The following is a 13,188-nucleotide window of genomic DNA, read 5'->3' on the forward strand; positions in this document are numbered from 1 at the left end:
ACTGTTATATTTATTGCAAGGTAATTCAGATAATTCGATATATTTTATGCTTTTCTCCACAAGTTTTTATGAATAACACCTGGTCGGCGATCCATTAAAAGCATCTTCTAGATCATCATGTAAGTTCATGCTCTATTAGCTTCTATGAATATCTCAACGAATTTTATGAAATTTTCATGGCAGCAATTGTTTTGTTTCACCTCTCCGTTTAAAAATGGGCACCGTGATAGGGCGTTAACCAACTTCTTTGGCTTCCGAATAATCTTGAGAATGACAGTTTTCTTTATGATGAAGGAGGCATTGATTATGTAACAGCTTGTTGAACTAGATGAAAATGAGGTGCCGGAAGACGGAATCTCTTTCCCCACTTTTTTAGGATGCGGATAAGGTAAATAAGCAAACAGGATAAATGGCTGAAATGATTTCTTGAAAATCATCTTATTTATTGCATAACAGAAATAAAGAAAAGAGCGAAATCCTTGTAATAATAGGATTTCGCTCTTTTTCGTTCATATCAACACTTCTTGGTTTACGTTTGTATCTATTAACCACTCAGTTATTTCATTTAGATGTGCCATTGCATCTTTATAGCCTTGATTATATAACAGAGTAAGTTTTTCAGGGTTCCGTTCAATTCGTCCGATATTAAATGTCTGACTTGGGCGAATAACGATTGCTTTTTTCTCTTCTTCTAATTTTTCTATGAAATCTAATGTTTCATTATATAGCTGATACCTATGCTCTAAAGCATTTCCTAATCCTTTGAAATCTTTGTAGAAGGAAGAAGTTAATTTTGAAAATGAGGATTTTGATTTACGATATCCTTTTTCTTTTGTTAAGACAATAATGGGCTTTTCAACTTGATCAGTAAGTGCCTTCTGAATAGGAATTGGATCACTTATACTTCCGTCCATTAATAGGTGTCCTTCATATTCAATTGCACGCGACATAAATGGTAATGAGCTAGAAGCACGAATAATGGTTAGAATATCTTTTGAAGATATCGATTTATTGAAATAAACGGGCTCACCAGTCAAACAATCGGTCGTTCCAATAACAAATTCCTCCGTTGCTTGGTTAAAGCGATTAAAATCAAAAGGAACCAAAGTATTTGGGATTTCATTGAAAATAAGATTCATCCCAAATAGTTCTCTTTTCAGAAAAAGATTTTTAACGGAAATGTAATCTGGGTGTTTAATATATCCGATGGTTACTTGACGATTTCGACCTGGTTGTCTTGAAATATAAGATGCTGCGTTACACGCTCCCGCTGAAACTCCTATCACATAGTCTGGAAATAATCCATTTTCTAGAAAACATTCTAATACACCGGCTGTATAAACGCCACGCATCCCGCCACCTTCTAAGATCAAACCACTTTTCATTGCTTTATCCTTCTTTCCATATACTCATTTATACGATACCAAATATGTTCGATATCTAAACTAAAGTTTCCTGCTAATGATAAAGAGTTCGTTTTACGTAAAGGGCTTTTTCTTTTTGCATGTTTTTTCAAGCCATTAACACTCTTGTGACACCTAATGAGAATAGGCAAATCCACAGGAACAACGATTTCCTCCTAATAAAAGATGATAAGAAGCTGGAAACTCTTGATTTACACGCTGAACTTCTTCTGCGAATTCTTCACTATCTTTAGGTACTAGTGAAAGAACATTTGCTTTTTCTTGTGTATCTATATGTGCGCCAGGCGGCACGAATCGATTCTTTGCAATACGTACACCGTTTGTCACGACTGCATTGTACGAAATAAAAGCACCTTCTTCGACAATCGCGTTATATACAATGGATTTAAATCCCACAAATACTTTATTACCGATATAACAAGGACCATGTACCAACGCACCATGTGCAATAGTAACTTCATTTCCAACAAAAATTGAATAGTTACTTCTTCCCACAGTAAATCTTTTATTTAATAAACCATGTAAAATAACTCCTTCTTGAAGATTTACATTAGAGCCTATATAAAAAGGCGTTCCCTCATCTGCACGTATACTTACATTGGAAGCAACATACACATTATCTCTAATGAACACATCACCAATTACACTAGAAAATGGGCTAATAAAAGCTGTGTAATCAATCGTTGGGTACCGTTCCACGGGATTAAAAGAAGTGATTGGATTGGGACTAATAAATGGTTTGAAACAATTGAAGGAATCATTTTCCCTTGACAATTTGACACCTCTTCCTTTATAAAATTTCTATATATTTTATGTGAAAGAGAATAATTATAGTATGAGCAACTTTATGAGCACGTTCACATTAATATGAGGTACAAATGGACAGAAACAAGACTCCCCGTAAAAATAAAAGGGATGTGACAAAGTCACATCCCTTTCTTACTTATTCATTAGGCAAAGGTGCAGTATGTTTCTACCCAAATCGATGATTCGATTTTAAAGTGCTTTGTCGTCAATTGAGTTGAGCCATTGTTCAATTGGTCCAATTACGGATTCAACACAACCTTCTTCGAATGGAGAGATTAGATTTGCTTCTTTGACTAGACTAGTAAAGGACAAGCTCCCACCCAATTTACATAAGTGAACATAATCTGCCCATGCCTCTTCACGGTTTTCTTGTGTTCGTTTAAAGAACTGGAATGCGCATATTTGAGCCAATGTATAATCGATGTAATAAAATGGGCTTTGGTAAATATGTCCTTGACGTTGCCAGAATCCGCCTCTGTTTAAATAATCGTTCCCGTCATAGTCACGGTTTGGTAAATATTTTTCTTCTAGCTCTTTCCATGCCAGTTTGCGTTCTGCTGCAGTCGCTTCAGGGTTTTCATAAATAAAGTGTTGGAATTCATCTACTGCCACGCCGTATGGTAAAAATTCAAGCGAATTGCTCAAATGAGAGAATTTATATTTATCCGTGTCTTCTTTGAAAAAATTATTCATCCATGGCCATGTTAAAAACTCCATACTCATCGAATGTATTTCACAAGCTTCAAATGTTGGCCAAATGTACTCTGGAATTTCATAATGACGACTTGAAAACACTTGGAACGCATGTCCTGCTTCATGTGTTAGCACATCGATGTCTCCTGAAGTACCGTTAAAGTTCGAAAAAATGTAAGGTGCTTTGTAATCATCGATATACGTACAATATCCCCCACTAGCTTTCCCTTTTTTAGCGACAAGATCCATTAAGTTGTTGTCGATCATGAAATCAAAGAATTCACTTGTTTCAACAGATAATTCATCATACATCTTTTTGCCACCTTCAATAATCCACTCAGGCGACCCTTTAGGTGTGGCATTTCCCGTTGTGTAATTGAATGATTCATCGTAGTATTTCAAGTCGTCTACACCAATTCGTTTTTGTTGACGTTCTTTTAATTTTGATGCAAGTGGAACGATGAATTCCTTCACTTGGTCACGGAATTTCTTGACCATCGTTGCATCATAATCCGTTCGAATCATTCGATAATAGCCTAGTTCTACAAAGTTTTTATATCCTAATGTGTTGGCAATTTCTGTACGGACCTTTACTAAATCATCAAAAATACGATCAAGTTGATCTTCGTTCTCAGCAAAGAAACTAAAGTAAGCTTCTTTTGCTTTCTTCCGCATGTTACGATCTGTCGATTCTGTAAAAGGCTGCATTTGGGCAAGTGTTCGTTCTTCATCTTCAAATTCAATTTTTGCTGATGCTATCAATTGTTGGTATTCAGATGTTAATTTATTTTCTTTTTGCAACATTGGGATAACGTCAGAAGAAAATGACTTAATTTGAGCTTCAGCAATGGCAAATAATTGAGTTCCCCATTTTGCTTCTAATTCAGTTCGGAATGAAGAACCCACTAACGCTTTGTAATAGTTTGTAACTAAATCGTCTACTTTTGGACTTAGTTCGTCCAGATAGTCTCTTTCACCTTTGTAGAATTCATCATTTGTATCAATCGAATTTCGAACATAAACGAGATTCATCATTGTTCCTAAATTGTTCCTAATGTCATTAATGGACTTCATTGCATCACTTTGCTCATCTACACTAGTAGCATTTGTAAAACGACTTAATGCTACTTTAAACTTGTTTTCAATTTCTTCAAATTCTGGTCTTTTATAAGTAAACTCTTCAAATTTTGTAACCAATTCTTATCCAACCCCTATTTTTTAATAATCGTCATACATGAATATCATAGTATTCATTTCTACTAACTATTCCTTAGTTTACTATTTTTTTCAAATGTTTCAACAAAATAAAATTTTTATATTAGGAATTTTTCGATAAGTTATGAATGAAAATGCATAAAATTACAGTAAGATGGGATTTATTTGCGAGAATACAAAAAACTCCCCCATTTAAAAAACATAAATGGGGGAGTTTGAAACAGTAACTCTAATAGTTTTAGCTCATTTGCATTGTCTTCTCATTAAACCAATTTCTCCACAAAATTAAGCAAAGTATTTTTCGAGTGGTTTCCAATAATTTTCATGCCATCCAGCTTCTAGATGCTCTCCTTGACCTTCAGGGAAGCCAATGTGGTCGAAAATAAGTTGAGTTTCTTTATCTTGCTCTTTGAATTCAAACTTTACGATTGAATAGACTCCAGCGTCCCAATTACCTGCACGCCACGCTTGAACGATTCTCTCATTCGGAACCAATTCAATATTTCTTCCAACAATCATGCTACCAAAACAAGAAAACGAACCTCCTGCTTCAGAACTAATTTCAGTTGGTGCACCTCCAGTAACTTCACTAAATTGTGCAGAGCTTGTGAGCGCTTTATATAAACGTTCTGGACTTACTTTAAAATTTATTTCTTGATGGATTGTATGTGACATTATGAAATTCCTCCAATTTTATGATTCTGTTGTAACTGACCAAGGATCAATCCCAGGATCTTGTCCATCTGATAATGTTTGAAGACGTGCCATGTAGTGTGTCCAACCTTCTAGGTGAGACTGAACTTTTTCTTCAGGAAGATTATAATGAGTCAGAACTAAAAGTGTCCCGCTGTCTTTCGGAATCAGTCGGAATTCTAAAGTACTAACCCAGGTATTTCTAAATTTACCCATCCCCAGCTCATCACAATTTTTTCATAAGGGACGATTTCTAAATATTCCCCTTTAGCGATGTCTTGACCATTGACGTCAATACGATAGCTACCACCGATGTGAGGTTCTAAAAGGATATGTCTTCCCATCCAACCCATCATTTTCTTAGGGTCAGTAAAAAAGCCAAATAATATTTGTGGTCTGCAATTGATAAAGAATTCTTTCCGGATGGGCTCATTCAGATTCTGATTCATGAATTTTCCTTTCTTCTTCCGCTGCTTCTTTCAAGAGTAATAAATGGTCATGCTAAAAGTGATCGATGAACTGTTTTAACTCCGCAAAGCCTTCCTTTTTAAATCCATAATATCTTTTTGTTCCTTCTTTCCGAACGATGACAAGTCCGGCTCCTTCGAGGACTTTGAGATGCTGCGAGATTGCTGGTGCAGAAATTTCAAAATTCGAAGCAATGGAGCTCGAGGTTAACTCTTTCTCATATACAAGTTGCAAAATTTCTCTACGTTTGGGCTCTGATAAGGCCTGTATCACTTTTTCAATCATAATAGTAATTAAGCACACACTTAATTAATTTATTGAAGTAGATCACACTTAATTTCATTTACTTTAAAAAACCAAAAAAGTATTCACTCCATAAATTAAACGAAGCAAATACTATTAGGAAAGCACAATTTTTCTCACTATTCATGTTAGGTATTGAGGAAGTCCAGTTATTATTGACATTAATAAATGATATATACTCATTCCGACCAATTATTTATTTGCTCTTCTTCTGCAATGAGTTGTAGATCGTCTGCTGATATAGAAATGATGTGATATTCGTGATTCTCAGCATACTTCAAAGCAAGTTCTTTCATAAACTTTGGAGAACCTTCGTTTTCCTCATCATAAATAATCAACATCCCATCAGAATTACGAATGATGAATTTATTTTTTTCGATAAATTGCCATGGTCCCTCATATGGTTTTTTGGTCACGCTAGTTTGAAAATCAGCCTTAGCACAAATTTCTTGATATTTCTCTTTTTTAGGGTCATTCCAGTTTTTTTCTTGCTCTAGAAAAGGTGTAATAATCGCATATTTTAATTTTGGGTAATCCGCTTTTAAATCTATAACTAACTCAGCTGCCCATGTCTCAACACCTAATTGACCACTGAATATTACCCATTCGAGTCCTTCATCTAATAACTGAAGGAGATGGTTTTGTAATGCTTTTTTTATGTAGCCAACGCCTGGATGTTTGTCGTCGAATACACCAATTTCGTGTTGTTTATAACCTGTTATGACTAATCTTTTTAACATGCAAGTCCTCCGAGTCACTGACCTTTATATACAATAGTTTAGCATGTTAAAAGATAAAAGACTCTCGATTCGTCGAGAGTCTCAATCTATTGCTTTTAGATTAAAAACATCGCCACAATTGTGGTGACAATTAAACCGATTGTAACTGGACCAAGGTTTCTTCTTGCGAGTTCAAATGGATCGACACCGCAAATTGCAGCTGCTGGAATTAGAGCCCACGGAACCAAGGTCCCCCCACCAACCCAAATTGCCGCTATTTGACCTAATGCAGTAAGTGTAGCTGCTCCAGCACCAATAGCTGTTGAGAAAATGGTAGCGACTGAACCAACGAGAGAAATTCCTGAGAAACCAGACCCATCGAGTCCGGTAATTGCCCCAACTACTGTTAACGTGATTGCTCCAACTTCTTTACTTAGCGGAACAATGGATGCCAATGCTACACCTAGATCATTGACAATTCCGTGTGAATTTTTAGGCAAAAGTTCACCAATAATTTTTGTGAACCCCGCGTCACCTAAGTAGAAGAATGCTGCAATTGGGATGACCGCTCCAAATACTTTAAAACCGAATTGAAATCCTTCAATAAGGTAATTAGTCGCTTGTTCTAACCCTTTATTTTTATGGCTAACCATTGTTATGAGTAATAGGATAAAAACAGATGTACCACCGATTAAAGCGGTCGCATCTCCACCCTGAAGTTTTAGGATAGACATTACTATTACATCAAGTGCGAATAGTACGGGGATTAATAGGGCAAAAAAGCGCTTTTGGTTTACTGATAAAAGCTTTAATTGTTGTGGGGATGGTTCAATTGAAGGTGCCGTAGACAATCCTGTTGTAGCCGTTAATTTTCCAGACTTCATATCACGTTTCAAGAAATAAAAAGCGGTAATTGTCGTAACAAGACCCATTACAAATACAAGCGGGATACTTGCACTGATTACGTCACCGACTGGAAGACCCGCAGCATCTGCTGTTAATTTAGGTGCCCCTTGTATGATGAAATCTCCGGACAATGCAATCCCATGTCCGAAGAGATTCATTGCCATTGCGACTCCAAGTGCAGGTAAACCTACACGTATTGCAATTGGCAGCAAAACAGCGCCCATTAAGGCAACAGCTGGAGATGGCCAAAAAAACCAAGAAATAATCATCATGAGGATTCCGATTGTCCAGTAAGCAAGTGCAGGTGTCCTAATCAGTTTTGAAAACGGCAAAATCATCACATCATTAACACCCGTTGTCGTTAATACTTTACTCATCGCCACAATAATAGAGATAACTAGGATGGTTGGCAACAACTCCGTTATAGCATATATAAAACTGTTGAAAATACTACTAATGGAGGTACTTAATGATCCAGTGGCTACTATTGCAATCAAGAAGATACCAACAATACTGATAAGTGTCGTATCTCGTCTCATTACCATAAAGCCAATAATTAAACAGATGAATAATACATAAATCCAATGTATTGCGGTCAGTTCAATACCCATTTGATTCCTCTCCTGTCATTTATCCATTTGCTTGAAATGGGTGTTTCCCCCAATTCAAGACGTACTATAGGATATGTGCAGAAAAAAAAGGAACCTGAGGAATATAAAAAATTACGATGGCCATGAGCACTAGTTGTTAACTTTTATTAAATTAATATTAGTATTCTGTTCATCTAACTTAGCAGTATGGTAAATATTTTATCGAAAACGATAATTCACACCATCTGTGAACGCAGTTATTTTTCATGCTATTATCAGAATAAAGAGTAATTTAAAAGGAAAGAGATTTCTTCAACTAGTTTTGAAAAAATGAATGTTGCCACCTGAATTCCGATACCCATATAATTTTCAGCTTCCAGTCTTAGAAAATTTATTCGTGGAATATTAATAAGAAGCTCTATTGCAGTTTTTATTGTGCTATTTATTAGTTTTCATAAGTAAAATGGGAAATCCGGAGGAAATTAGGAGGAACATTGATGAAAGCTATATTTTATGACAGATACGGTCCACCTGAAGTTCTTAAATTAATAGAAATGGAAAAACTTATTCCAAAGGACAATCAAGTACTAGTGAAAATTCATGCATCATCTGTGAATTATGGTAATCTGGTTCTTTTGAAAGGGGAACCCTACTTAGCCCGCTTAGCTTTCGGACTTCTAAAACCAAAATACACTATACCCGGCGGTGATGTTGCAGGTCGGATAGAAGCAGTAGGCAAAGATGTTAAGCAGTTTCAAGTAGGCGATGATGTCTTTGGAGATCTATCTGGTTGTGGTTGGGGTGGTTTTGCCGAATATGTAGCAGTTCCTGAAAATGTATTAGCATTAAAACCAGCCTGTATTTCCTTTGAGGAAGCTGCTGCGGTACCTATGGCTGCAGTCACAGCGCTACAGGCCCTTAGGGATAAAGGACAAATTAAGTCGGGGCAAAAAGTTTTAATTAATGGTGCCTCTGGTGGTGTGGGCACTTTCGCAGTACAGATTGCTAAGTCATTCGGTGCTGAGGTAACTGGTGTGTGTAGTACGAGAAATTCAGACATTCTACGATCGATTGGCGCAGACCACGTCATTGACTATACTAAAGAAGATTTTACCCAAAAAACGCAAAGTTTTGATCTGATTCTTGCTGTTAACGGATACCATCCTATTTCAGCTTATAAGCGTGCATTAAATCCCCATGGAAGATATGTTATGGTCGGGGGTGGAGGAGCTCAATTAACCGAAGCCATAATCCAAGGGCCTTATATTTCATTGACTGGGAATAAGAAAATGGGCAACATGTTGCAAAGGGCGAACCAAAACGATCTAGTTTTTATTAAAGAACTTCTTGAAGCGGGCAAAGTAAAACCAGTCATTGATAGAAGTTATAAGTTAAGTGATGTGCCGGAAGCGCTCAGGTATTTCGAAGAAGGCCACGCTCAAGGAAAAATTGTCATCACTATGTGAAAAATTCTCGAAAGAATCTAAGAGTAGCAGAAAACAACGGAAAAAGAAGAACACAGCGTTCTTTATATTTAAATAAACATGTAAAAAGCCGATCTAAGTATCCATTCGGAAATACCACTTTTTTCATGTAAAGGATTATCTCCTCAAAAATGAATGCTCACTTTAATATACCGTCCCTGGTTCTAATCACCATAATTTGGGTGCGCCAATTTTAACGCAAATATACTATGACTTCGATTACGTCGGGCTTAACGTTTTTCTTACTCTAAGCTGAACGTACGGTTACCAATACTTGCTGATTATCAATTATTATATTGACTCGTAAAAAAAGCAGCGACGGACTAGGAACCTGAAGGCCTAGACTGCAGCTGCTTTTATTGTGCTTTCGTGTCCCATTATCGGAATAAATCAGAGTATGTTAACTCGTCTAAATCCAACTGAAGTTTAGAACGATACTTTTCATCAATTAAATTGTACAGTGCTGGTTGTTCAATCCTTGCCCAATGCTTATAGCTCTATCCATCTAATCTACAATAATTTTATGTTTTAATTCAGCAGCCGTGCGAAAACCTAACTGCAAAAGTCATTCGTTTTGGTTTACCATCGGAATGACTTTAGTGTCTTTCATGACATCTTCTAAATGGTGAATTTGAAAGTTACTGACACCAAATAATTCGTGAGATACCAGCTTCTTTTAATCCTTCACGGATACTTCGCCCAAACATTTTATAAATAGCAGCGTTTCAGTACTGTGATATCCCTCTTCTATAGCAGATCTCACAGCTTCTACTAGTTCTGGTCCTTCTTCTACTTTGAATCACCTAGTCCAAATCAAAGTAACTCCATTATGTAAAAATTGTTGCTGATTGTAAGTTGGTAATCATACAGATCACATCTCCATTTTTGTTATATATTTTGATTGTTTATTCTCCCTTTAAAAACTATGCAGTTCAATTGAAGAAACTCAAACTTATTATGTTCACCATAAGAATTAGTTAAAACCGTTGTTAAATCAACATCCTCCCATAGTTGCAACTTGCACATATATTAGATTAATAACACTTGCACAATGCATGTTGTTGCAATTACTTGCATTATGCATTTAATAGATTACTTATATGGTTGCATATTGCAAGTTTACGACAAATAAAAAGTCATTCCCTAATTAAAGGAAATGACTTTGTCTTTCTTAATCTAAATCTTTATTGAATACTATCTCATCTTCATCTTGAACATCCACTGCATTTGAAATATTAATAGAAGTCCTTAAGAAAAGCTTTACGTTTTCCCCTTCAGATTCCCACCGTTCGTCTGGCACTAATTGAAATGGAACCATCCGTGTCTCTTTTGATTTTACCGATCCAACCATTTCAATTGTATGTTTGGCTACACATTCATTTGTGATATCAAAATCACTATCTTCACGATGGCCTTCAGTTCTCTTTAATACTTCTAGTTTAATAAACTCAATATCCTGATCGCTTTGACCACCATCAATATAAATCGTGCCAGATAGTGTCTCACCATACGCAATTTCAGGTTGGTCAACAACTGTATCAACTTTCATCGATCCAATCCCAATTGTGGACAAAAATTTCTTAAGCATTTTACCTTTTCCTCCCTTTACAACTAAACCATTCTCTACTTACTTTTCACCTTCTAAACGCTCAGGTTCAAAGTGATTGTCAACTATTGTTTCATGTCGGTTATAACGTCTCTTAAACAACGTGTACATATGCGTTACCAACACTTTAAGTAAAGCATATCCCGGAATACCTAAAATTACTCCTGGAACTCCAAATAACGATCCGGCAGTTAATAAAACAAAAATAATCGTAATTGGGTGTATATGTAATGATTTACCCATAATTTGAGGAGAAATAAACTTCCCTTCCACCAGTTGAACAACCGTCCATACGATAGCTAATTTAGCTAACATAAATGGAGATGTAACCAAGGCAATAACTGCTGCTGGAGCGATCGCGATAATTGGACCTAAATAAGGTACTACACTTGTAATCATGGCTAATACGCCAAGTAATAATGCATATTTCATCCCTATAATTAAGAATCCAATAAACACCATAAAGCCAATACACATCGCTACTAAAATTTGCCCTTGGACATATGCACTGATTTGTTTATCTGCATCTTTCATAACTTGATGTGTATCTTCTCTCATACGAGGTGGTAATAAATCAAGAATATAGCGCGGTAACTTTTCCCCGTCTTTTAACAAATAAAACAAGAGAAACGGGACCGTTACGATAGCTAATATTAAACCAGTTAACGTAGAGATTACTTTTCCGATACCACTTGCAACTCCACCCACAGCATTCTGAAGAGTGTTGCCAATATCTTCGGGAATTTGCTTCATAAGGGTATCAACGTCAAATTCTAAGTCTGCATAGTAACTCGAATAAATCGAAGTTCGTAGAAACGCATCAAAAGATATCGCAAGCTGTTTGAAATATTCAGGAAATTCTTGAATCAGATTGGTTAATTGAACTTTTAAAAACGGGAATACAAGGAGAATTAATGTTGTGAGTAAGCCGATTAATACAAGGAAAATAATTAAAATACCCCAAATTTTCGGGATTTTCCATTCTATTAATTTTCGCAATAACGGTCGCAATAAGTAATAACCAATGGTTGCTAAAATAACAGGCAGTACCACATTTGCTAATAACACTTGGAGTGGATAAAAAACAAATGAAACGACATCAAAAATCCAAATAATTAATCCAACTAAAAAAATTAAAAACAATAAGAAGAGCGTGTTTTTTCCACCTAGAAACTGAATAAATCTAGTGGAGAAAAAGGAAGTTTTTTCATGCTGCATAATTTGTCCTCACTTTCGAATTCTCCTAATCTATAAATGATTACAATGAACTTTATCATACAGGAAAAATGCGTTGATTTTCAAATAATCAACGCAGTGGCATCCCAATGAATTCACTTAGAGCTGCTTTATTTTCTTCTAGATTAATTTCAATAACTGATCCCACTCCAGGATAAGAACCATAATCATAACTTTTTTTTATAGGTATTGTTAATTTGTTAATTTCTACTCCTCCGCTAAACGCAAGACTAAGTACTTTTCTTACTTCATCGGTTGTGGAGTAATCAGATTGGACATACCCCTGGATAGCACCAGCAAATTTAGGATAATGAACAGCATTAGTAGGGCTTAGCACTTCGTCTTTTAGTGCTTCTATCACTTTTTGCTGCCTTGCAACTCGTCCAAAATCACCTTCAGAGTCAGCACGGAATCGTGCGTAGCCTAGAAGCTCTTTTCCATTTAATTGCTGAACACCAGGTTCAAGTGAGACACCAATTTTCTCAGACATTGCTTTTTCGACATCAACTTCCACGCCGTTCGGTGCAACGACATCAACTAAAGATTCAAAGTTGTTAAAATCGATAAGTGCGTAATGATGAATTGGTACTCCAAACATGCCAGAAATAGTATCTTTAACTAATTGAACGTCACCTAAATAATAAGCCGTGTTCAACTTATAGCTTTTATATCCAGGAATTTCAGCATAGATATCTCTCATAAATGACACGATGTTTACCTCGTCTGTTTCTTTGTTCCACGAAACAAGCATCATCGTGTCAGAACGTGATTGTTCCTCTCCTCTAGTATCTACTCCAAGAACTAACACATTTTCAATTGAAGGATTCTTTACGTCTAGAGGATCTCCAGTAAACTCAATATCTTTTTGTTCGACAGCAGAAGCTAATTTTTGTCCAGCTTTATATTGAACAAATGAAAACACACTAATTCCTATAATTAATAGAAATAAAATAGTCATAATAAAACGTCCATAACGGAACTTTCTTTTCCTTCTCATGGATCTACGATTTGGAACTTGTTCTTCCAAAATGTTCCCCCCTTTAA

13 protein-coding genes and 1 pseudogene are annotated in these 13,188 nt (G+C 36.0%); 1 reads left to right on the plus strand and 13 read right to left on the minus strand.

The window, feature by feature from the left end:
* Positions 1-509 precede the first annotated feature (509 nt).
* The 9 genes from C8K15_RS07160 to C8K15_RS07200 all read right to left on the minus strand — a co-directional run bounded on the left by C8K15_RS07160 (position 510) and on the right by C8K15_RS07200 (position 7,839).
* A complete protein-coding gene (locus tag C8K15_RS07160; protein ID WP_108585741.1) occupies positions 510-1,385 on the minus strand; it encodes a patatin-like phospholipase family protein in 876 nt (291 codons plus the stop codon).
* A 153-nt stretch (positions 1,386-1,538) separates the two neighbouring features.
* Positions 1,539-2,198, minus strand: coding sequence for an LbetaH domain-containing protein (locus tag C8K15_RS07165; RefSeq protein ID WP_108585742.1), 660 nt, complete (start codon positions 2,196-2,198; stop codon positions 1,539-1,541).
* A 222-nt stretch (positions 2,199-2,420) separates the two neighbouring features.
* On the minus strand, positions 2,421-4,121 hold the full coding sequence (locus C8K15_RS07170) for a M3 family oligoendopeptidase (protein WP_108585743.1): 1,701 nt from the start codon (positions 4,119-4,121) through the stop codon (positions 2,421-2,423).
* Between the two features lie 303 nt (positions 4,122-4,424).
* Positions 4,425-4,814 carry an SRPBCC family protein gene (locus C8K15_RS07175; RefSeq protein WP_108585744.1) on the minus strand — a complete coding sequence of 130 codons (390 nt, stop codon included), beginning with the start codon at positions 4,812-4,814 and terminating at the stop codon, positions 4,425-4,427.
* An 18-nt stretch (positions 4,815-4,832) separates the two neighbouring features.
* The gene (locus C8K15_RS07180) at positions 4,833-5,048 is read right to left on the minus strand and encodes an SRPBCC domain-containing protein (protein ID WP_108585745.1); all 216 of its coding nucleotides are present in this window, start codon (positions 5,046-5,048) and stop codon (positions 4,833-4,835) included.
* Positions 5,012-5,281: an SRPBCC domain-containing protein gene (locus tag C8K15_RS07185; RefSeq protein WP_108585746.1), complete on the minus strand. Its 270-nt coding sequence runs from the start codon at positions 5,279-5,281 to the stop codon at positions 5,012-5,014. Before C8K15_RS07185 ends, C8K15_RS07180 begins: the two co-directional genes overlap by 37 nt.
* A gap of 52 nt (positions 5,282-5,333) precedes the next feature.
* On the minus strand, positions 5,334-5,585 hold the full coding sequence (locus tag C8K15_RS07190; protein ID WP_108585747.1) for an ArsR/SmtB family transcription factor: 252 nt from the start codon (positions 5,583-5,585) through the stop codon (positions 5,334-5,336).
* A 197-nt stretch (positions 5,586-5,782) separates the two neighbouring features.
* Complete coding sequence (locus C8K15_RS07195) at positions 5,783-6,343, minus strand: SLOG family protein (RefSeq protein WP_108585748.1); 561 nt, start codon at positions 6,341-6,343, stop codon at positions 5,783-5,785.
* A gap of 95 nt (positions 6,344-6,438) precedes the next feature.
* Entirely contained in the window at positions 6,439-7,839 is a 1,401-nt protein-coding gene (locus C8K15_RS07200; RefSeq protein WP_108585749.1) for a hypothetical protein, read from the minus strand.
* A gap of 476 nt (positions 7,840-8,315) precedes the next feature.
* Here C8K15_RS07200 and C8K15_RS07205 point away from each other — a divergent pair, with 476 nt between their 5' ends.
* Positions 8,316-9,284, plus strand: a complete 969-nt coding sequence (locus C8K15_RS07205) for an NAD(P)-dependent alcohol dehydrogenase (protein ID WP_108585750.1) — start codon at positions 8,316-8,318, stop codon at positions 9,282-9,284.
* Positions 9,285-9,958: 674 nt separating this feature from the next.
* Here the strand turns inward: C8K15_RS07205 and C8K15_RS21490 are convergent.
* The 4 genes and pseudogenes from C8K15_RS21490 to C8K15_RS07225 form a co-directional block, all read right to left on the minus strand.
* Positions 9,959-10,101: pseudogene (locus tag C8K15_RS21490) on the minus strand (aldo/keto reductase); the annotation flags it as partial.
* 372 nt (positions 10,102-10,473) lie between these two features.
* Positions 10,474-10,890 (minus strand): sporulation protein, encoded by a 417-nt coding sequence (locus C8K15_RS07215; RefSeq protein WP_108585751.1) that lies wholly within the window; start codon positions 10,888-10,890, stop codon positions 10,474-10,476.
* A 39-nt stretch (positions 10,891-10,929) separates the two neighbouring features.
* Entirely contained in the window at positions 10,930-12,126 is a 1,197-nt protein-coding gene (locus C8K15_RS07220) for an AI-2E family transporter (RefSeq protein WP_108585752.1), read from the minus strand.
* Between the two features lie 88 nt (positions 12,127-12,214).
* Entirely contained in the window at positions 12,215-13,171 is a 957-nt protein-coding gene (locus C8K15_RS07225; protein WP_108585753.1) for an LCP family protein, read from the minus strand.
* Between the last annotated feature and the right edge of the window lie 17 nt (positions 13,172-13,188).

It is taken from the genome of Paenisporosarcina sp. OV554, assembly GCF_003058165.1.
In the GTDB taxonomy this organism is placed as follows: Bacteria; Bacillota; Bacilli; order Bacillales_A; family Planococcaceae; genus Paenisporosarcina.

Bases quoted from the DNA above. Each gene is read 5' to 3' on its own strand.
- C8K15_RS07175 (WP_108585744.1), bottom strand. From the start codon at position 4,814: ATGTCACATACAATCCATCAAGAAATAAATTTTAAAGTAAGTCCAGAA.
- C8K15_RS07180 (WP_108585745.1), bottom strand. From the start codon at position 5,048: ATGGGTAAATTTAGAAATACCTGGGTTAGTACTTTAGAATTCCGACTG.
- C8K15_RS07190 (WP_108585747.1), bottom strand. From the start codon at position 5,585: ATGATTGAAAAAGTGATACAGGCCTTATCAGAGCCCAAACGTAGAGAA.
- C8K15_RS07195 (WP_108585748.1), bottom strand. From the start codon at position 6,343: ATGTTAAAAAGATTAGTCATAACAGGTTATAAACAACACGAAATTGGT.
- C8K15_RS07215 (WP_108585751.1), bottom strand. From the start codon at position 10,890: ATGCTTAAGAAATTTTTGTCCACAATTGGGATTGGATCGATGAAAGTT.
- C8K15_RS07160 (WP_108585741.1), bottom strand. From the start codon at position 1,385: ATGAAAAGTGGTTTGATCTTAGAAGGTGGCGGGATGCGTGGCGTTTAT.
- C8K15_RS07205 (WP_108585750.1), top strand. From the start codon at position 8,316: ATGAAAGCTATATTTTATGACAGATACGGTCCACCTGAAGTTCTTAAA.
- C8K15_RS07200 (WP_108585749.1), bottom strand. From the start codon at position 7,839: ATGGGTATTGAACTGACCGCAATACATTGGATTTATGTATTATTCATC.
- C8K15_RS07220 (WP_108585752.1), bottom strand. From the start codon at position 12,126: ATGCAGCATGAAAAAACTTCCTTTTTCTCCACTAGATTTATTCAGTTT.
- C8K15_RS07185 (WP_108585746.1), bottom strand. From the start codon at position 5,281: ATGAATCAGAATCTGAATGAGCCCATCCGGAAAGAATTCTTTATCAAT.